Consider the following 16,679-nt stretch of genomic DNA (forward strand, 5'->3'; position numbering starts at 1 on the left):
TGCCAACCCGGGCTTGTGGGAGTGGGCTTGCCCGCGCTGTGGATGGCACCGGCGTTGCCGGTGTTCGCGGCTAAAGCCGCTCCCACAGGTTTGCACATGGTTCGAGGTCCACGTGGTCGGGGTGGGAGCTGGCTTGCCGGCGATCACCGGCGCAGCCGGTGCCATATGGCGCGTCGCCTGCTTCACGGGCTTGCCCGCTCCGACAATGGAGCGCGTTATACTCCGCGTCTTTTGCCCATGCCCGGAATCCGCACATGCGCCAGGTTTTGCTCATCGTCGATGTCCAGTCCACCTTCAGCCCGCCCGAGTGGCTGATCGATGGCCTGCGCCGATTGTCGGCCACCATCCCCACCATTGCCTCGGTCGAGTTGCACGATGAACAGGTCACGCCGTTCGAGCGCCAACTCGGCTGGCACCCGGCGGCCGAGGACGAGAGCCTGATCGAAGCCGACCAGGTGTTCGTCAAGCATGGCTACGGGCAGAGCGCCGAGGCCATCGACTACATTCGGCAACTGGGCGTGGAGCGCGTGCTGGTGTGCGGGCTGCAGACCGAAACCTGTGTGCTGGCCGCCGGTTTCGCCCTGTTCGATGCGGGTCTGATGCCCACCCTGGTCACCGACATGACGGTAGGGTCTTCGCTGGACAGGTCGGGCAAGCTGGGGATCCAGTTGTGGCAGCAGCACTTCCGCCAGGTCACCACCTCGGCCGAAGTGCTTGCCGAACTGGCCGCGCAAGGCTAGTTCAATGTCACCGCAGTCGAGGTGGCAGCACAAGGCGGCCAGCACTGGCCCGATCCATCAGGCCACATCCACCAGTACGATCTCGCTGTCCTCGATGGCGGTCACCCGCAGCACCTGCTCCTGCTCGATCGCCACACCATCGCGCGCCTTGGTGCGCAGCCCGTTGACCTCCACCAGCCCCTTGGCCGGCACCAGGTAGCCCCGGCGTGCGGCATCGAAGCGGTACTCGGCAGTTTCACCGGCATGCAGGGTGGCAGCCAGCAACCGCGCATCGGTACGGATCTGCAGGCTGTCCTCATCGCCCACGCGGCCGCTGGCCAGGGTCACGAAGCCTTCGCCACGCTCACCTTTGGGGAACGGCCGGGTACCCCACTGCGGTGCTTCACCAGTGCGCTCCGGCACGATCCAGATCTGGAAAATACGCGTGTCGACGTCCTCCAGGTTGTACTCGCTGTGCACGATGCCGGTACCGGCACTCATCACCTGCACATCACCGGCTTCGGTACGGCCTTTGTTACCCAGGCTGTCCTGGTGGCTGATCGCGCCTTCACGCACATAGGTGATGATTTCCATGTCGCGGTGCGGGTGCGGCGGGAAGCCGCTGCCGGCAGCGATCAGGTCGTCGTTCCACACCCGCAGGTTGCCCCAGTGCATGCGCGCCGGGTCGTAGTACTCGGCAAACGAGAAGTGGTGGTGGGCGTCGAGCCAGCCGTGGTTGGCGTGGCCGAGGCTTTCGAACGGTCGCAGTTGCAGCATGTCGTGCTCCTTGAATCAGTGGATTGACGCCATGATGCGCTGAAGAAGCATCTAAAATAAGCGTAAATATCGGCTTAAAACAATCAGTAAAATAGATTTGTTGCGGTGGAGTGTTTTATCCGCTTCATCGCCTAATCCACTGATCTGCAAGCATTCGCTGGCGATTTTTTGTCGATCCGGCGAACATGCCCGCTGATTCAGTTTTTCAACGGAGTGACCGTGGCCCACGAGCAACCCCAGGCCCCCGCCGACCTTACCCCTCCTGCCCAACTGCCCTGGTTTCGCCGCCTGGCGGCCCGCCTGCTGGGGCGTGGCCTGACCCGCCTGCAGGCCCAGCACCGCGACTCCTGGTTCCTCGGCCATGCCAGCGGCCAGCGCAGTGGCCATGCCGATGGCCTGCGTGAAGGGTTCGCGCGCGGGCGGGTGGAAGGTTACGAGGCCGGGCGCCAGGTGCTGGTGATCCGCGATACCCGCCCCGACACCGCCGCCGTGCCGGGCCAGGATGACAACCTGTTCGATGACTGGCGCCTGCCCCTGACCGCCGAGCTGAAAAAGCGCTTCAAGGCCGATGTCGCCCAGCGCTTGCCCGCCGAGGCCCAACCCAGTGCCGCGCAATGGAAGCTGATTTTCAGCGACACGCCGTCCACCTGCGTGGTGGCCGGGGCCGGGGCGGGCAAATCCACTTCGCTGGTGCTGCGCATCCTGCTGCTGCGCCATTACCTGGGCTATGAGCTGGACGCGATGACCGTGGTCACCTTCACCCGCGAGTCGCGCAAGGACTTCATCAAGCGCCTGCTGCAAGTGTTCGCCGTGTGGCAGATCAACCTGCAACCGCTGCAGGCGCGCGAGCTGGTGCGCACCTTCCATTCGCGCATCCTGCCGCTGGTGCGCAGCCTGCCGGGCTTTGGCCAGGTACGCGCGTTCGAAACACTGGGCAACGAGATGCCGGCCGGGCGTGAGGCCGAGGCCGAGAGCAACCCGTTCGACCTGCGCCTGAACGATGCCCAGCGCCAGCAGCTGAACCAGTGCTACAGCACCCTGCTGGGCGACAGCCCACGTTTTGCCGAGCTGGTCGGCCTGTTGCGCAGCGAAGCCCTGCAACTGAAGCCGCTGGACCCGAATAATCCCGATGTGCAGAAGCGCGTGCAGGTAATCCAGTTGGCGGCCCAGCGCGACGAAGAACTGTGCGACGTGATCGAGGACCTGTGGTTCGCCGCTGGCGCCTGGCCGATCAAAGGCATCGAACCCTGCCGTGAGACGATCCAGATCCGTGGCAGCCGCTTTCATGTGCATGGCCGTCTGGCCGGCCAGGGGCCGTTGGTGGTGCTGGGCTTCGACCCGGCGGAAAGCGCGCAGTACCAGCGCCCCGGCGCCAAGCTGGCGGTGCGCGCCGAATGGGCGGTCAAGCGCACCCTGCTGCAGGCCTTCTGCGACCGGCCGCTGATCTGGCTCGACAATTACGCCATGGCCCGGCGCCTGGCAGCCTCGCTGGCCGGTGATGCCGTGGCCGGCCCCGGCTTCGAATACAAGGTCAAGGGCGAACTGGCCCCGGCGCCGCTGCTCGATGCCTTTGTCGGTGCGGCGAATTTCATCGAGAACCTGGGCCTGGACGTGAACACTGCCGTGGCGGCGATGAGCTTCCCCTCCGGCGACAGCGATGCGCTGTTCTTCGAGGCCCTGGCCCTGTACTGGAAGGCCCTGGAGGCGCACCTGCTGGACCAGTCGCCGCCGGTGATGAGCTACAACCGCATGTTCGCTTTGTTCGGCGAGAACAACCCGGAAAACCTGCAACTGCTGCCCGACCCGTTGCTGCGACCGCTGGCGCACCTGATGATCGACGAGTTTCAGGATGTGTCGCCGCAGATCGTCAGCTGGCTGCGCGCCAGCCTCGCCGAGATCCGCCGGCGCGGCCCGGCAATGCACACCGGGCGCCATGCCCGGCATTCGTCGCTGCTGTGCGTGGGCGATGACTGGCAGTCGATCTACGGCTGGCGTGGCAGTTCGCCCAAGTACTTCATGGAGTTCACCAAGGCTTTCCCGTCGCCGGCCAACACGCGGGTGATGCTGGTCGACAACTACCGTTGCCAGCAGCAGGTGATCGACGCGGCCGAACACCTGGTCAAGGGCACCCCGGCGATTGCCGGCAAGAAAGCCCGCGCCAGTGGCCCGGCGGCCGAGTTGCCGGGCTCGCCAGTCAAGGTATTCGACCGTGACGAGGCCGCCCTCGGTGAAACGCTGATCGAGCACTACCAGCGTGGTGAGACGGTGATGATGCTGTACCGCAAGGGCAGCGACAGGGCGCTGATGAACGACCACCTGCAAAGCGTGCTGCATGCCGAGGCGGCGTTGCCGGCCGAGCAACGCCGGTTGCGTCAGTTGACCTACCACAGTGCCAAGGGCTTGCAGGCCGATGCCGTGTTCATGCTGGGCGACTGCCAGTACCTGACCAGTTCGCCCTACAAGAACCAGGTGTACCGCCAGGCCGGGTTGGGCAAGGCCGGTGATGCCCAGCCGTTCGATACCGCGCAGAAGGAAGAGGTGCAGCGCCTGGCCTACGTGGCGGTGACCCGTGCGGTGCAGCACTGCTACTGGCACGTGGAGGCCGCCAACGGTGAAACTGCAGCGGCGCCGCGTGCGTCCAGCCAGGTGGATGGCAAGCAGGCGTTCTTCGAGGACCTGCGCGGGCAGTGAGGGTCGGTGACGGTTAAGTCACAGTCGGTGACGGGCCAGTGGTGTGTCTGACGTTGCGCCAAGGTAACGTGTCGGAGCCTTGCATGGCCCGGCGCAAGGGTTGCCGCTGGTGACAGGAATCGAAGGGGCCGGCGGCGTATTCGGCCTGGTGTGGTCGTACCAGGCTTCAGTCAGGAAGCGTACCCATGCGTTCTTCATCGACACCCAAGGATCATCTGCTTGACCTCAACGGCATTGAAATTGCCGTGCGTTGCTGGGGGCCGGAAGACGGCATTCCCGTGCTGGCCCTGCATGGCTGGCTGGACAACGCCGCCTCGTTCGAGCGCCTGGCACCGATGCTCGACGGCTGCTTCGTGGTCGCCCCCGACCTGGTCGGCCACGGCCGCTCGGACCATCGCCGCCACGACAGTGGCTATTACCTGTGGGAACATGCCGAGGACATGCTGGCGGTGACCGACAGCCTGGGCCTGGCGCAATTCCACGTGCTGGCCCATGGCATGGGCACTGGGGTAGCGTCGCTGCTGGCGGCCATGACTAGCGGTATCGCCAGCATGACCTTCCTCGACGGCATGGGCGCACCGTTCACGGTGGCCGAGGATGACCGCGTGCAACACCTGGCCCGGGCCTACCGGCTCAAACGCATGGTGCAGCGCAGCCAGCTGCAGGGCTTTGCCGAGCCGGACGTCGGCCGCTTCGAGGACCTGGACACGGCCCTGGAGCAACGCCGCGAGCGCCTGGACACCGGGCTGTCGGAAGAGGCGGCACGGCTGCTGGCGCTGCGCGATCTGCTGCAGTTGGGCGAGGGTTACTGCTGGCGCCACGACCCGCGCCTGGTGCTGCCCGAACCCATGCCGCTGACCGAGCGCGAAGCCTGCGACCTGCTCAGCCAGATCCGTTGCCCGTTGTATCTGCTGTTCGGCCGTCAGGGGGCCTTTACCGGTGACGCCTTTACCCGGCGCCAGGCGGCCTTGCCCCGCCAGGCGAAGGTCTCCTGGCACCCGGGCGGGCATCACTTCCACCTGGATGCGCCGGACCGGGCGCTGGTCGACCAACTGCTGCGCATCCTGGCCCGCCATGAAGGCGGCGTGCTGCAACGGTTGGTGAACGAGTAGGTGATTCTGGTCACGCCATACGGACCTGGGCTAAGGTGGCTGTGGGGCTTTAGCCGCGAACACCGGCGCAGCCGGTGCCATATGCACCGCGTTGGATTCTTCGCGGCTAAAGCCGCTCCACAGGGTACGTGGATCGCTTGCGAATTGAGCACTCTACGACAGCGCAGCCCAAAGGGCTGGGCGATCCTCTACAGGAATCCAGCGGCCACAAGGAGTCCCGGCATGCGACCGTTCACCATCAAGCACATCGACCACCTCGTCCTGCGGGTCAGCGACCTGCCGCGCAGCATTGCCTTCTACACCGAGCTGCTCGGCTGCACGGTCAGCCGTGTGCGCGAAGACCTGGGCATGGTCCACCTGGCCACCGGCACGGCGATGCTCGACCTGGTGACCCTGGACGGCCCCTTGGGGCTGCCTGGTGGGGCTGCGCCGGGGGCCGAGGGGCGCAACCTGCACCATTTCTGCCTGCGCATCGAGCCGTTCGACGAGCCGGCACTGACGGCCTACCTGCAAGCTGCGGGGGTCAAGGTTGAACCTGCCGAAAAGCGCTATGGCGCGGAAGGCGAGGGGCTGTCGCTGTACTGTTACGACCCGGATGGCAACCAGGTCGAGCTGAAGGGGCCGGTACCGGCAGCGGAGGCGCCATGAGTAACCGGCACACCCGCGAGCACTGGATCGACACCGCGCAAGGCAAGCTGTTCGCCCTGGAATGGCCGCCGCTGCAGGCGCAGTTCTTGCGCTGAAGGTGCTCTTGAAACCGACGTGCTCCTACAAGGGACGCGTGGCCTCACATGCGCCGTTCGTTCAATCGCCCACCTGGCCCCCGGGCCAACACTGGCGGCTCCAACTTGCCTGGAGTCGCCCATGCGCACACTTTATGCCCCGCTGTTCTTCTTCGGTTTCATTGCCGCCGCACTGTCGCTGGCGGCCCGCCCGTTATGGCTGCTGCCACTGCTGGCCAGCGCTGTGTTGCTGTCCTTTGCCTGCGAACGGCTCATCCCCTACAAGCCCGCCTGGAACCAGACACGAGGCGAGGGCCGGCGTGACCTTTGCCATGCCCTGGTCAACGAGTGCCTGACCCTCTCCAGTGTGGCAACCATCCCGCTGCTGGCCAGCTGGCTTCCGGCAACCAACCTGTGGCCCGGCCAATGGCCGCTGGCCTTGCAGTTGCTGTTGGCCATCGTCGTGGCGGACCTGGGCATCACCCTGGTGCACTACGCCAGCCACCGCAGCCCACTACTGTGGCGGCTGCATGCCGTGCACCACAGTGTCACCCGTCTGTACGGTTTCAATGGCTTGATGAAGCACCCTGTGCACCAGATGCTCGAAACCCTGGGCGGAACCTTGCCGTTGCTGTTGCTCGGCCTGCCCATCGAGGTGGCGACGCTGCTGGCGTTCAGCGTGTCGATCCAGCTGTTGCTGCAGCACAGCAACGTGGCGATGCGCATCGGTGGCTTGCGCCACGTGTTCGCCTGGGCACCGGTGCATCGCCTGCATCACCTGAAGTACGGCAGCACCGGCGACGTCAACTTCGCGCTGTTCTTCCCGATCTGGGACCGCTTGCTGGGTACGGCGCTGTACCTGCCGGGCTATGCGCTGGCGGACGACGACATGGGCATCGGCGACCGGCCGGACTATCCGCAGGCGTACCTGGCGCAATTGCGTGAGCCCTGGGTGAACGGCAACGCTGACTCACCTGCCGTATTGCCGGCGGCGCTGCGCCAGGCGCTAGCCGAGCGTGCGTAGGCGCAACTGGCGCAATGCAGTACCTGGGCTCAGGCCGAACTGACGGCGAACGCTGCGGGTAAAATGCGCCGAGTCGGCAAACCCCGCCACCAGTGCCGCCTCGGTCAGGCTGGCGCCGCCCAGCGCCAGTTGCAGGGCCACGCGCAGGCGTTGCCACAGTACCAGGCGCCGTACCGACAGCTTCAGTGTGCCGCTGAACAGGCGCTCCAGCTGGCTGATCGACAGCGCTGCGGTACTGGCCAGTTCCTTGGCCGGCAAGGCTTGCTCGTCCAGCCTGCGAATGCGTTCGAGCGCTTTCACCAGGCGCGGGTCGAGCAGGCGCCGGGGCCAGTGCCGCAGGCTCGCGGCGAGTTGCTCGGGGCTGCTGCCGGCCTGCTCGCAGGCCAGGGCAAGGTCTGCCAGTTCGAACGCCAGCGGCTCGGCGAACAGGGTAATGCAGGGTACGCCATGGCTGAGAATGGCATGGGGTTGCTGCGACGGAATGACCATTTGCGGGCCGCTGTAGCGCTGCCCGCCGAGGCAAACCTCGACATCCGCACCGAGGCCGATCAACACCTGATGCGCGTAGTGCTCGTGGCTGGCGGTCCGGCCTAGCGTCGCCAGCAGCAGGCAGTGATCGCCTGCCAACCAGATATCGCCTTGCCATCCCTGTGTTGCCTTGTCGTTCATGCCGCCCTCTTGCGCGTGGCCGGACGAATGGATATCCCGGCAAAGCCTATTATGCTTCAGTAACCTTGCTGCGATCCGAGGCGGCCTGCCTCGTCGTGCTTCGCGTAACCAAAGCAAGCCCCCTGGGCCTGGGTGCGATGGTGAAACAGGTATGAGGTGCTCCCGGCCTGCACAACGACAAGACGGAGGCACCCCATGGCGGTTCTCGACAGCACATCCACGGGCAGCGCGCCCCAACGCGGTATCACCCGGGAGGAGCGCAAGGTCATCTTCGCCTCGTCCCTGGGCACGGTCTTCGAATGGTACGACTTCTACCTGTATGGATCACTGGCGGCGATCATCGCCAAGCATTTCTTTGCCGGGGTCAATGAAACCACTTCGTTCATCTTCGCCTTGCTGGCTTTTGCCGCCGGCTTAGCCGTGCGGCCATTCGGCGCCATCGTGTTCGGCCGCCTGGGCGACATGATCGGGCGCAAGTACACCTTCCTCATCACCATCGTCATCATGGGCCTGTCCACCGCCGTGGTGGGCCTGCTACCCAGCTACACCACGATCGGCGTGGCTGCGCCGATCATCCTCATTACCCTGCGCCTGCTGCAGGGCCTGGCATTGGGTGGCGAGTACGGCGGCGCGGCCACCTACGTGGCCGAACATGCCCCCAAGGGCCGACGCGGCTTTTTCACCGCCTGGATCCAGACCACCGCTACCCTGGGGCTGTTCCTCTCGCTGCTGGTGATCATGGCCTGCCGCACCGCCATGGGTAACGAGGTGTTCGAGGCCTGGGGCTGGCGAGTGCCGTTCCTGCTGTCGATCCTGCTGCTGGCGATTTCGGTGTACATCCGCATGCAGCTCAACGAATCGCCGGTGTTCATGAAGATGAAGGCTGAAGGCAAGGCGTCCAAGGCGCCGTTGACCGAATCGTTTGCCCGCTGGGACAACCTCAAGGTGGTGATCATGTCGCTGCTCGGCGGTACCGCCGGCCAGGCTGTGGTGTGGTACACCGGGCAGTTCTATGCGCTGTTCTTCCTGTTGCAGATGCTCAAGATCGAGCCGCAAACCGCCAACCTGCTGATCGCCGGTTCGCTGCTGATCGGCACGCCATTCTTCATCTTCTTCGGCAGCCTGTCCGACCGCATCGGCCGCAAGAAAATCATCATGGCCGGTTGCATCATCGCCGCACTGACCTACTTCCCGATCTTCAAGGCACTGACCCAGTACGGCAACCCGGACGTGTTCGTCGCCCAGGAGCAGAACCCGGTGGTGGTGATGGCCGACCCTGGGCAGTGCGCGTTCCAGTTCGACCCGGTGGGCAAGGCCAAATTCACCAGCTCCTGCGATATTGCCAAGAGCCTGCTGGCCAAGCGGGCCATACCCTATACCAACGAAGCGGCCGAAGCTGGCAGCGTGGCGCAGATCCGTATTGGTGAACGGGTCTTGCCAAGCTTTGATGGCAGCAGCCTGGCGGCAGCGGACTTCAAGGCGCAGAGCGACGCCTTTACCGCGACCCTGAGCGGGGCGTTGAAAGAGGCGGGCTACCCGGAGAAAGCCGACCCGGCGAAGATCCACTACCCGATGGTGCTGCTGCTGCTGACCCTGCTGGTGGTCTATGTGACCATGGTCTACGGGCCGATCGCCGCCTGGCTGGTGGAGCTGTTCCCGGCGCGTATCCGCTACACCTCGATGTCGCTGCCTTACCACATCGGCAACGGCTGGTTTGGCGGCTTCCTGCCGACCGTGGCGTTTGCCATGGTGGCGGCGACCGGGGATATCTATTACGGCTTGTGGTACCCGATCGTGATTGCCGCGATGACGGCAGTGCTGGGTATATTCTTCCTGCCGGAGACCAAGGACCGGGATATCAACCACACTTGAGATTGAAATAGGCAGGACTGGCCTCTTCGCGGGTAAACCCGCTCCCACAGGGATATCACTGCACCTGAGGGCAGCGGGGAACCTGTGGGAGCGGGTTAACCCGCGAAAGGGCCTGCACAGGCACCCAATCAGTCAAAGTACCCACGCAACCCAAAGGCATACCCGGTATCCACCCCGGCAGCCTCGCCCCGGCCCCAGCGCTTTTTCAGCACAAACTCGAACGCCGGCTCGTACAGCCTGTCCCGCACCAGCGCACCTGCCAGCACCTCCACGTCATACCAGCCATTGTCCAGCTCGATGATTGGCCGCCCCGGCACCTGGTAGCGCGCCATCAGGTCACCGAGTGTCTTGGGCGTGAAGTGCTGCAGGATGCGCCAGGTGTACAGCATCAGCGCACCGTGCTCGACCTGCAGCACATAGCCATTGCGGCGGTGCTTGAGGCGGCTGCCGGGTTCGCGCAGGGCCGGGGTGTGGCTGTCCAGGGTGAACAGGATGCGGTAGGGCAGGTTATCGACCCCGGCCAGCGGCAGCACGATACCTTCGCGCACGGCCTGGTCGCCGCTGTCGCCGTGGGTGAACGCATGGGCCAGGTCGTCGGGCAGCTCATGTTCCTGCTTGAAGCGCTCGAGCAGCTGGATATCGCCGAGCAGAAAGTAGTCGACTAGGTCATTGAGTACTTCGCTGAATTCGTGGCGCATCTGTTTTCCTTGTTGGTGCGCGTGAGGGCAATGGCAAATGTAGCACTTCAGATTGGCTTCAGATTACCCCCGGATACTGCCCCCAACACTGGACTTGAAAGGGGGACAGCCATGACCCAGGCAGACATCAACAGCCTGTTTCCACTGGCTATCGGCAGCCACGGCGATCGCCTCGCCCACTTGAAGCTGAACCAGCCGGGGGAACCGGGGCGCGATGAGATGGAGCAGTTCATTCATGCTCGCTTTGCCTGCGCGCACCACGCCGACGTGCAGCACTACCTGCCCGAACTGCTCGGCTTGCATGACAGCCATGGGCGTCTGGTGGCGGCCGCTGGCATACGCTTGGCCAGCAGTGGCCCGACCTTCATCGAGCGTTACCTGGATGAACCGCTGGAGGTGGCCGTGACCCGGCTGTCGGCAAGCCCCGTGAGCCGTGCGCAGTTGGTCGAAGTGGGTAACCTTGCCGCGCTCAGCGCCGGCAGCGCGCGGATCATGATCATTGCCGTGACCTGGTTGCTGGCCGCCCGCGGCTTGCAGTGGGTGGCCTTTACCGGGGCCGCGACCCTGGTCAACAGCTTTCATCGCCTGGGCCTGGTGCCCACGGCGCTGGCGGTGGCCGACCCTGGTCGGCTGAACGGCGACGCCGGCAGTTGGGGCAGTTACTACGCGCAGCATCCGCAGGTGTTCGTCGGTAGCATCGGTTACGGCCATGAGGCCCTGGCCCGCGGCGGAGTGTTCGAGCGGTTGGGTTTGCCCGCGAGCCTGCAGGAGGCCGGCCATGCCGCATGAATGCCAGCTGTTCAGGGAAGTGTTGCAACTGCATGCCCGCCACCGAGGGGCGCAACCGGCGTTGCTGGGCCTTGCCGGGCCATTCACCTATCAACAGTTGCTGGACGAGGTCGAGCAACGCCAGGCCTGGCTGAGCGCGCAGCCACCGGGCACCTTCGCCCTGGCCCTGGATAACGGCCCCGAGGCGCTGTTCTGGGACCTGGCGGCGCTGTTCGCGGCGCGCCCCATCGTCATCCTGCCGGCGTTTTTCAGCAGTGCCCAGCGGCGCCACTGCCTGGCACAGAGCGGGGCGCTGTTGGCGCTGGCCGATGAGGCCTTCGCTGACGACTTGCACGCCAGCGGCTTCAGTGCCGGTGAGCGCTTCTGGAGCCGCCAGCCGTCAGTCAGCGTGCCCTTGCCAGCGGGTACCGCGAAGATTACCTACACCTCCGGCAGCACCGGTGCACCCAAGGGCGTATGCCTGAGCGCCGATGCGATGCTGCGGGTAGCGCGTGAACTGGAGGCCGCCAGCCGGCCTACGGCACCAGGCAAGTACCTGGCGGTCCTGCCGCTGGCGGTGCTGCTGGAAAACCTGGGCCTGTACGCGGCCCTGCTGGCCGGGGCGAGCATTGCCTTGTACCCGCAGGCGCAGTTGGGTTTTCGCGGTGCCAGTCAGGTCGACTTCAAGCAATTGCTGGGCGCCATCGCCTTGAGCGGTGCCGAAAGCCTGATCCTGGTGCCGCAACTGCTGCTTGGCTTGGTCACCGCCATCGAACGCGGCCTGATGCGGGTTGGCCCGTTGCGCTTCGTGGCGGTGGGCGGCGCACGGGTGGCGCCGAGTTTGCTGGCCCGTGCCGAGGCCGTCGGGCTGCCGGTGTTCGAGGGCTACGGCTTGTCCGAATGCGCCTCGGTGGTATGCCTCAACCGCCCTGGCGGCCAGCGCCCGGGCAGTGTCGGGCGGCCGCTGCCGCATGTACAGGTGCGCATTGCCGAAGATGGCGAGGTGCAGGTGGCCGGCTCGGCGTTGCTCGGCTACCTGGGCGAGCCAGCCTTCAGCGAACCGTGGTTGTCGACCGGTGACCTGGGGCACTTCGACAGCGACGGCTTCCTGTACCTGGCCGGGCGCAAGAAGCACCAGTACAGCACCAGCTTCGGGCGCAACGTCAACCCCGAGTGGGTCGAGGCCGAACTGACCCAGGGCGGGGTGATCGCCCAGGCGTTCGTCCACGGCGAGGGCCTGGAGCACAACCTGGCGCTGGTATGGCCGCTGGACCCGCAGGCCGATGATCACACCCTGGAACGGGCCGTCCGCCAGGCCAATGCCGGGCTGCCGGACTATGCCCGGGTACATGCCTGGCGGCGCCTGCCCGAGCCCTTGAGTGCCGCCGGGCAAACCCTGACCGCCAACGGCCGGCCACGCCGCGAACAGATCCTGCGGTGTTACCAGTCCCTGTTATCCGATCTTCAATGACCCACGAGGTTGCCATGCTTTTCTTCGATATGCTGCAACAGGAAACCGCCGACGAGCGTACGGCATTGTTCAGCGTCCCGGTCATCCGTGACGCGCTGGCCGGCAAGGCCAGCCTCGAGGCCTATGTGGCCTTTCTCACCCAGGCCTATCACCACGTGCGGCACACCGTGCCGTTGATGATGGCCTGCGGGGCCCGTTTGCCGGTGCGGCTGGAGTGGCTGCGCGGCGCAGTGTGCGAGTACATCGAGGAGGAGTACGGCCATGAGCGCTGGATTCTCGATGACATCGCCGCCTGCGGAGGTGACCCGCACCAAGTGGCGGGCGGCCGCCCGGCATTGCCCATCGAGTTGATGGTGGCATTTCTCTACGACCAGATTGCCCGTGGCAACCCGGTCGGATTGTTCGGCATGGTCAATGTGCTCGAAGGCACCAGCATTGCCCTGGCGACCCAGGCTGCCGGTACCCTGCAGAGCAGCCTTGGCCTGCCGGACCAGGCGTTCAGCTACCTGAGTTCCCACGGCGCCCTGGACCAGGACCACATGGCCACTTACCGTGGCCTGATGAACCGTCTGGACCAGCCCGAGGACCAGCAGGCGGTAATCCACGCCGCCAAGGTGGTGTATCGCCTGTACACCGCCATGTTCGAAGGGCTGCCGCGTGCCACGCAGCGGGAGGCACAGCATGCGCTTGCCTGATTGCGTGGCGGTGCTCACCGGTGCCAGCGGTGGCATCGGCCTGGAACTGGCGGACCAACTGTGCAGCGCCGGCGCCCGGGTGCTGGCGGTAAGCCGGCAGCAGGGCAAGCTGGCCGGGCTGATGGCGCGCTACCCCGGACAACTGCGTTGGCAGCAGGCCGACCTGCGCAGCGCCGAAGGCCGCCGCGACGTGCTGGAAGCGGCGCGGGCGATGGGCTGTTGCAACCTGTTGATCAACGCCGCCGGGGTCAACCGCTTCGCCTTGCTTGAACAGATGGACGAGGCGGCCCTGGACGAGTTGTTCGACCTCAACATCAAGGCCGCCGTGCAGCTCACTCGCCTGTGCCTGCCGCTGCTGCGCGAGCAGCCCAGTGCGCTGGTGGTGAACGTGGGTTCGATCTACGGCTCGATCGGCTACCCGGGCTATGCCACCTACTGCGCCAGCAAGTTTGCCTTGCGCGGCTTTTCCGAGGCGCTGCGCCGCGAGCTGGCCGACACCTCGGTGAACGTGTTGTATGCCGCACCGCGCACCACCCGCACGGCGATGAACAGCAGCGCCGCGCAGGCCCTGAACCAGGCGCTGAAGGTGGGCGTCGATGACCCGCAGGATGTCGCCCGGGCAGTGCTCGCCGCGGTGCAGGCCGAGCGCAGCGAACTGTACCTGGGTTGGCCGGAAAAACTTTTCGTGCGCCTTAACGGCATGCTGCCGGGCGTGGTCGACCGCGCCCTGCGCAAGCAATTGCCGCTGATCCGCCGCTACAGCAACTGGCACAGCAAGGAGTCGAGCAAATGAAGCGCCTGATACTGGCCAGTCTGCTGGCCATCGCCCCGTTCACCTGGGCCCTCGACCAGAACGGCACCCAGCAACTCAATGCCATCCAGCAGCGTTGGGCGGTGATCCGCTACAACCTGCCCGAAGCCCAGCGTGCCGGGGCGTTCGAGGCCCTGGCGGAACAGTCGGCGGCGTTGGTGCAGCAGCACCCTGGCTCGGCCGAACCGCTGATCTGGGACGGCATCGTCAACAGCAGCTGGGCCGGTGCCACCGGCGGGCTGGGCGCGCTGGGCAAGGTCAAGGCTGCCCGCGCCAGCCTGGAAAAGGCCCTGGCCATGGACCCCAAGGCGCTGCAGGGCTCGGCTTACACCAGCCTGGGCGCACTGTACGACCAGGTGCCCGGCTGGCCGTTGAGCTTCGGTGACCAGGCCAAGGCCGAAGCCATGCTGCGCCAGGCGTTGGCGATCAACCCCGATGGTATCGACAGCAACTACTTCTGGGCCGATCATCTGTACCGGCAGAACCGTTACGACGAAGCCCGCGCCGCTTTGCAAAAGGCGTTGCAGGCACCGCCCCGGCCCGGGCGGGAACTGGCGGACCAGGGCCGCCGCGGTGAAATAGCTGCTTTACTCAAAGCGATCAAGGACAAACAGGATTGAGCATGCGCCTGCTGCTGGTTGAAGATGACGCTGCGTTGGGGGAAGGTATCTGTGACGGCCTGCGCCGCGAGGGCTATACCCTCGACTGGCTGCAGGATGGCGCCAGCGCCCTGCATGCCCTGTGCCACGAGGAGTTCGACCTGGCCATCCTCGACCTGGGCTTGCCGCGCCTGGACGGCATCGAGCTGCTGCGGCGTCTGCGCGCGGCCGGCAAGAGCCTGCCGGTGCTGGTGCTGACCGCCCGCGACGCCACCGACGACCGCATCGCCGGGCTGGATGCCGGCGCCGACGACTACCTGGTGAAACCCTTCGACCTCAACGAACTCAAGGCCCGCTTGCGGGCTTTGTTGCGGCGCAGCAGTGGCCGTGCGCGGGTGTTGATCGAGCACGCCGGGGTATGCCTGGACCCGGTCAGCCAACAGGTGCACTACCAGGGCCAGCCGGTGGTACTCACGCCCAAGGAATACCTGCTGCTGCACGAGTTGCTGGCCCAGCCGGGCAAGGTGTTCACTCGCGAACGCCTGACCCAGTTGCTGTATGGCTGGGATGAAGAGCCGGAGAGCAATACCCTGGAAGTGAACATCTACCACCTGCGCAAGAAGCTGTTCAACGGCCTGATCCGTACCGTGCGCGGTATCGGCTACCTGGTGGAAGGCAAGGCATGAGCTCGCTGCGCCAACGCACATTGTGGCGGGTGATGCTGCTGTTGCTGGTCGGCAGCGGCTTGCTGGCGCTGTACAACTACCACGACAGCCGCCACGAAATTAACGAGGTGTACGACGCCCACCTGGCGCAAAATGCCCGGCTACTGCAGGGCATCTTGAGTCTGCCGGTGCAGGAGCAGAGCCGTGGCGAGTTGTATCGCGCCTTCGACGAGGCCTTGAGCAAGGCCGGGCACCACAAGGTGGGGCACCGCTACGAGAGCAAGCTGGCCTTCCAGGTATGGGCCGACGACGACGGCTTGCTGGTACACACGCCCAGCGCCCCGCAGTTGGGGCAGCCGCCTCGGACTCCGGGGTTTGCCGACATGGTGGTGGATGGGCGCCGTTGGCGCAGTTTCGTCTTGCCGGTGCCGGAAAAACACTGGGTGATCTGGGTGGGCGAGCGTAACGACGTGCGTGACGACCTGATCGAGCGCATCGTGCGGCACACGCTGTTGCCATTCCTGTTCGGCAGCCTGGCCCTGGCCTTGCTGGTGTGGGCGGCCATTGGCTGGGGGCTGCGGCCGTTGCAGAACATGGCCAGGGTGATCCGTGCCCGCCACGCCGAGTCACTCGAGCCGTTGCAACTGGTACCGCTGCCGAAGGAACTGGAACCGATGCAGGCGGCGATCAACCGTCTGCTCGGGCAGATCGACGATCTGCTGCGCCGCGAGCACCGTTTCATCGCCGACGCCGCCCACGAGATGCGCACGCCCTTGGCCGTCCTGCGCCTGCATGCGCAGAACGCCCTCAATGCGGCCAGCGATGCCGAGCGGGACAAGGCTCTGCAGTTCCTGATGGGCGGTGTCGACCGCCTTGCCCGGGTAGTCAACCAGCTGTTGACCCTGGCCCGCCTGGAGCCCCGGCCAGGCCGGCGTGACTGGCCGCAGGTGGACCTGGAGGGTGTGGTGGCCGAGACCCTGGCCGAGCTGACCCCTTGGATTCTGGAGCGCGGGCTGGAGCCTTCGCTGGACATCGCCGCCGGCGACTACCACGTGCACACCGACGCTGGCGCGCTGAGCATTGCCTTGCAGAACCTGGTTACCAATGCCGTGGACCATTCGCCGGTGGGCGGTCGGGTCACCGTGACGCTGCAGCGCGAAGGGCAGGCCCTGCTGGTCAGCGTCGACGACGAAGGGCCGGGCATCGCCGCGGCCGACCAACAGCGAGTATTCGAGCGTTTCTATAGCAAGGGCTCGGCCAATGGTGCCGGGCTGGGGTTATCGATTGTCAGCACCATCATCACGCGCCTGGGCGGCAGCGTGCAGTTGCGCAACCAGCTACCGTGCGGGTTGCGCGCAACCCTGCGCCTGCCCGTGGGGCCGTGAA

The 16,679-nt window shown here is 65.7% G+C and carries 16 protein-coding genes; 13 read left to right on the forward strand and 3 right to left on the reverse strand.

The annotated features are described in order from the left end of the window. Window positions 1-254 precede the first annotated feature (254 nt). On the forward strand, window positions 255-740 hold the full coding sequence (locus FQ664_RS12595; protein ID WP_144172199.1) for an isochorismatase family protein: 486 nt from the start codon (window positions 255-257) through the stop codon (window positions 738-740). Between the two features lie 57 nt (window positions 741-797). Here FQ664_RS12595 and FQ664_RS12600 read toward each other — a convergent pair whose 3' ends face one another. Continuing rightward, a complete protein-coding gene (locus FQ664_RS12600) occupies window positions 798-1,496 on the reverse strand; it encodes a pirin family protein (RefSeq protein ID WP_144172200.1) in 699 nt (232 codons plus the stop codon). Between the two features lie 219 nt (window positions 1,497-1,715). On the opposite strand from FQ664_RS12600, the gene FQ664_RS12605 reads away from it, so the two are divergent. The 4 genes from FQ664_RS12605 (at window position 1,716) to FQ664_RS12625 (ending at window position 7,045) form a co-directional block, all read left to right on the forward strand. After that, window positions 1,716-4,187, forward strand: a complete 2,472-nt coding sequence (locus FQ664_RS12605; RefSeq protein WP_256675929.1) for a UvrD-helicase domain-containing protein — start codon at window positions 1,716-1,718, stop codon at window positions 4,185-4,187. Window positions 4,188-4,372: 185 nt separating this feature from the next. After that, the gene (locus FQ664_RS12610) at window positions 4,373-5,299 is read left to right on the forward strand and encodes an alpha/beta fold hydrolase (RefSeq protein ID WP_144172201.1); all 927 of its coding nucleotides are present in this window, start codon (window positions 4,373-4,375) and stop codon (window positions 5,297-5,299) included. Window positions 5,300-5,521: 222 nt separating this feature from the next. Beyond that, entirely contained in the window at window positions 5,522-5,947 is a 426-nt protein-coding gene (locus tag FQ664_RS12615) for a VOC family protein (RefSeq protein WP_144172202.1), read from the forward strand. A gap of 216 nt (window positions 5,948-6,163) precedes the next feature. Continuing rightward, window positions 6,164-7,045, forward strand: coding sequence for a sterol desaturase family protein (locus FQ664_RS12625; RefSeq protein ID WP_144172203.1), 882 nt, complete (start codon window positions 6,164-6,166; stop codon window positions 7,043-7,045). Here the strand turns inward: FQ664_RS12625 and FQ664_RS12630 are convergent. After that, on the reverse strand, window positions 7,028-7,714 hold the full coding sequence (locus FQ664_RS12630) for a helix-turn-helix domain-containing protein (RefSeq protein WP_144172204.1): 687 nt from the start codon (window positions 7,712-7,714) through the stop codon (window positions 7,028-7,030). The genes FQ664_RS12625 and FQ664_RS12630 overlap by 18 nt on opposite strands. Window positions 7,715-7,909: 195 nt before the next feature. Between FQ664_RS12630 and FQ664_RS12635 the strand changes: the two genes are divergently transcribed. Next, a complete protein-coding gene (locus FQ664_RS12635; RefSeq protein ID WP_144172205.1) occupies window positions 7,910-9,586 on the forward strand; it encodes an MFS transporter in 1,677 nt (558 codons plus the stop codon). A gap of 128 nt (window positions 9,587-9,714) precedes the next feature. Here FQ664_RS12635 and FQ664_RS12640 read toward each other — a convergent pair whose 3' ends face one another. Further along, window positions 9,715-10,284, reverse strand: coding sequence for a hypothetical protein (locus FQ664_RS12640; RefSeq protein WP_144172206.1), 570 nt, complete (start codon window positions 10,282-10,284; stop codon window positions 9,715-9,717). A gap of 111 nt (window positions 10,285-10,395) precedes the next feature. Between FQ664_RS12640 and FQ664_RS12645 the strand changes: the two genes are divergently transcribed. Genes FQ664_RS12645 through FQ664_RS12675 form a run of 7 tightly spaced genes read left to right on the forward strand, consistent with a single transcriptional unit; the run spans window position 10,396 to window position 16,678 of the window. After that, entirely contained in the window at window positions 10,396-11,073 is a 678-nt protein-coding gene (locus tag FQ664_RS12645; RefSeq protein ID WP_144172207.1) for a thermostable hemolysin, read from the forward strand. Continuing rightward, the gene (locus FQ664_RS12650) at window positions 11,063-12,523 is read left to right on the forward strand and encodes an AMP-binding protein (RefSeq protein ID WP_144172208.1); all 1,461 of its coding nucleotides are present in this window, start codon (window positions 11,063-11,065) and stop codon (window positions 12,521-12,523) included. Before FQ664_RS12645 ends, FQ664_RS12650 begins: the two co-directional genes overlap by 11 nt. Before the next feature lie 14 nt (window positions 12,524-12,537). Next, complete coding sequence (locus FQ664_RS12655; protein WP_144172209.1) at window positions 12,538-13,218, forward strand: iron-containing redox enzyme family protein; 681 nt, start codon at window positions 12,538-12,540, stop codon at window positions 13,216-13,218. Then, window positions 13,205-14,011 carry an SDR family oxidoreductase gene (locus tag FQ664_RS12660; protein WP_144172210.1) on the forward strand — a complete coding sequence of 269 codons (807 nt, stop codon included), beginning with the start codon at window positions 13,205-13,207 and terminating at the stop codon, window positions 14,009-14,011. The genes FQ664_RS12655 and FQ664_RS12660 overlap by 14 nt, the downstream gene beginning before the upstream one ends. After that, window positions 14,008-14,649: a tetratricopeptide repeat protein gene (locus FQ664_RS12665; protein WP_144172211.1), complete on the forward strand. Its 642-nt coding sequence runs from the start codon at window positions 14,008-14,010 to the stop codon at window positions 14,647-14,649. Before FQ664_RS12660 ends, FQ664_RS12665 begins: the two co-directional genes overlap by 4 nt. Before the next feature lie 2 nt (window positions 14,650-14,651). After that, entirely contained in the window at window positions 14,652-15,314 is a 663-nt protein-coding gene (locus tag FQ664_RS12670) for a response regulator (RefSeq protein ID WP_144172212.1), read from the forward strand. Further along, on the forward strand, window positions 15,311-16,678 hold the full coding sequence (locus FQ664_RS12675) for a sensor histidine kinase (protein ID WP_144172213.1): 1,368 nt from the start codon (window positions 15,311-15,313) through the stop codon (window positions 16,676-16,678). The genes FQ664_RS12670 and FQ664_RS12675 overlap by 4 nt, the downstream gene beginning before the upstream one ends. Window position 16,679: the final 1 nt, after the last annotated feature.

The organism is Pseudomonas persica, assembly GCF_900291015.1.
Lineage (GTDB): Bacteria > Pseudomonadota > Gammaproteobacteria > Pseudomonadales > Pseudomonadaceae > Aquipseudomonas.

What these genes read in the sequence shown, in the direction of transcription:
- FQ664_RS12650 (WP_144172208.1), top strand. Translation starts at nt 11,063, where the DNA reads ATGCCGCATGAATGCCAGCTGTTCAGGGAAGTGTTGCAACTGCATGCC.
- FQ664_RS12660 (WP_144172210.1), top strand. Translation starts at nt 13,205, where the DNA reads ATGCGCTTGCCTGATTGCGTGGCGGTGCTCACCGGTGCCAGCGGTGGC.
- FQ664_RS12670 (WP_144172212.1), top strand. Translation starts at nt 14,652, where the DNA reads ATGCGCCTGCTGCTGGTTGAAGATGACGCTGCGTTGGGGGAAGGTATC.
- FQ664_RS12640 (WP_144172206.1), bottom strand. Translation starts at nt 10,284, where the DNA reads ATGCGCCACGAATTCAGCGAAGTACTCAATGACCTAGTCGACTACTTT.
- FQ664_RS12625 (WP_144172203.1), top strand. Translation starts at nt 6,164, where the DNA reads ATGCGCACACTTTATGCCCCGCTGTTCTTCTTCGGTTTCATTGCCGCC.
- FQ664_RS12675 (WP_144172213.1), top strand. Translation starts at nt 15,311, where the DNA reads ATGAGCTCGCTGCGCCAACGCACATTGTGGCGGGTGATGCTGCTGTTG.
- FQ664_RS12645 (WP_144172207.1), top strand. Translation starts at nt 10,396, where the DNA reads ATGACCCAGGCAGACATCAACAGCCTGTTTCCACTGGCTATCGGCAGC.
- FQ664_RS12615 (WP_144172202.1), top strand. Translation starts at nt 5,522, where the DNA reads ATGCGACCGTTCACCATCAAGCACATCGACCACCTCGTCCTGCGGGTC.
- FQ664_RS12665 (WP_144172211.1), top strand. Translation starts at nt 14,008, where the DNA reads ATGAAGCGCCTGATACTGGCCAGTCTGCTGGCCATCGCCCCGTTCACC.
- FQ664_RS12635 (WP_144172205.1), top strand. Translation starts at nt 7,910, where the DNA reads ATGGCGGTTCTCGACAGCACATCCACGGGCAGCGCGCCCCAACGCGGT.
- FQ664_RS12630 (WP_144172204.1), bottom strand. Translation starts at nt 7,714, where the DNA reads ATGAACGACAAGGCAACACAGGGATGGCAAGGCGATATCTGGTTGGCA.
- FQ664_RS12610 (WP_144172201.1), top strand. Translation starts at nt 4,373, where the DNA reads ATGCGTTCTTCATCGACACCCAAGGATCATCTGCTTGACCTCAACGGC.
- FQ664_RS12600 (WP_144172200.1), bottom strand. Translation starts at nt 1,496, where the DNA reads ATGCTGCAACTGCGACCGTTCGAAAGCCTCGGCCACGCCAACCACGGC.
- FQ664_RS12655 (WP_144172209.1), top strand. Translation starts at nt 12,538, where the DNA reads ATGCTTTTCTTCGATATGCTGCAACAGGAAACCGCCGACGAGCGTACG.
- FQ664_RS12595 (WP_144172199.1), top strand. Translation starts at nt 255, where the DNA reads ATGCGCCAGGTTTTGCTCATCGTCGATGTCCAGTCCACCTTCAGCCCG.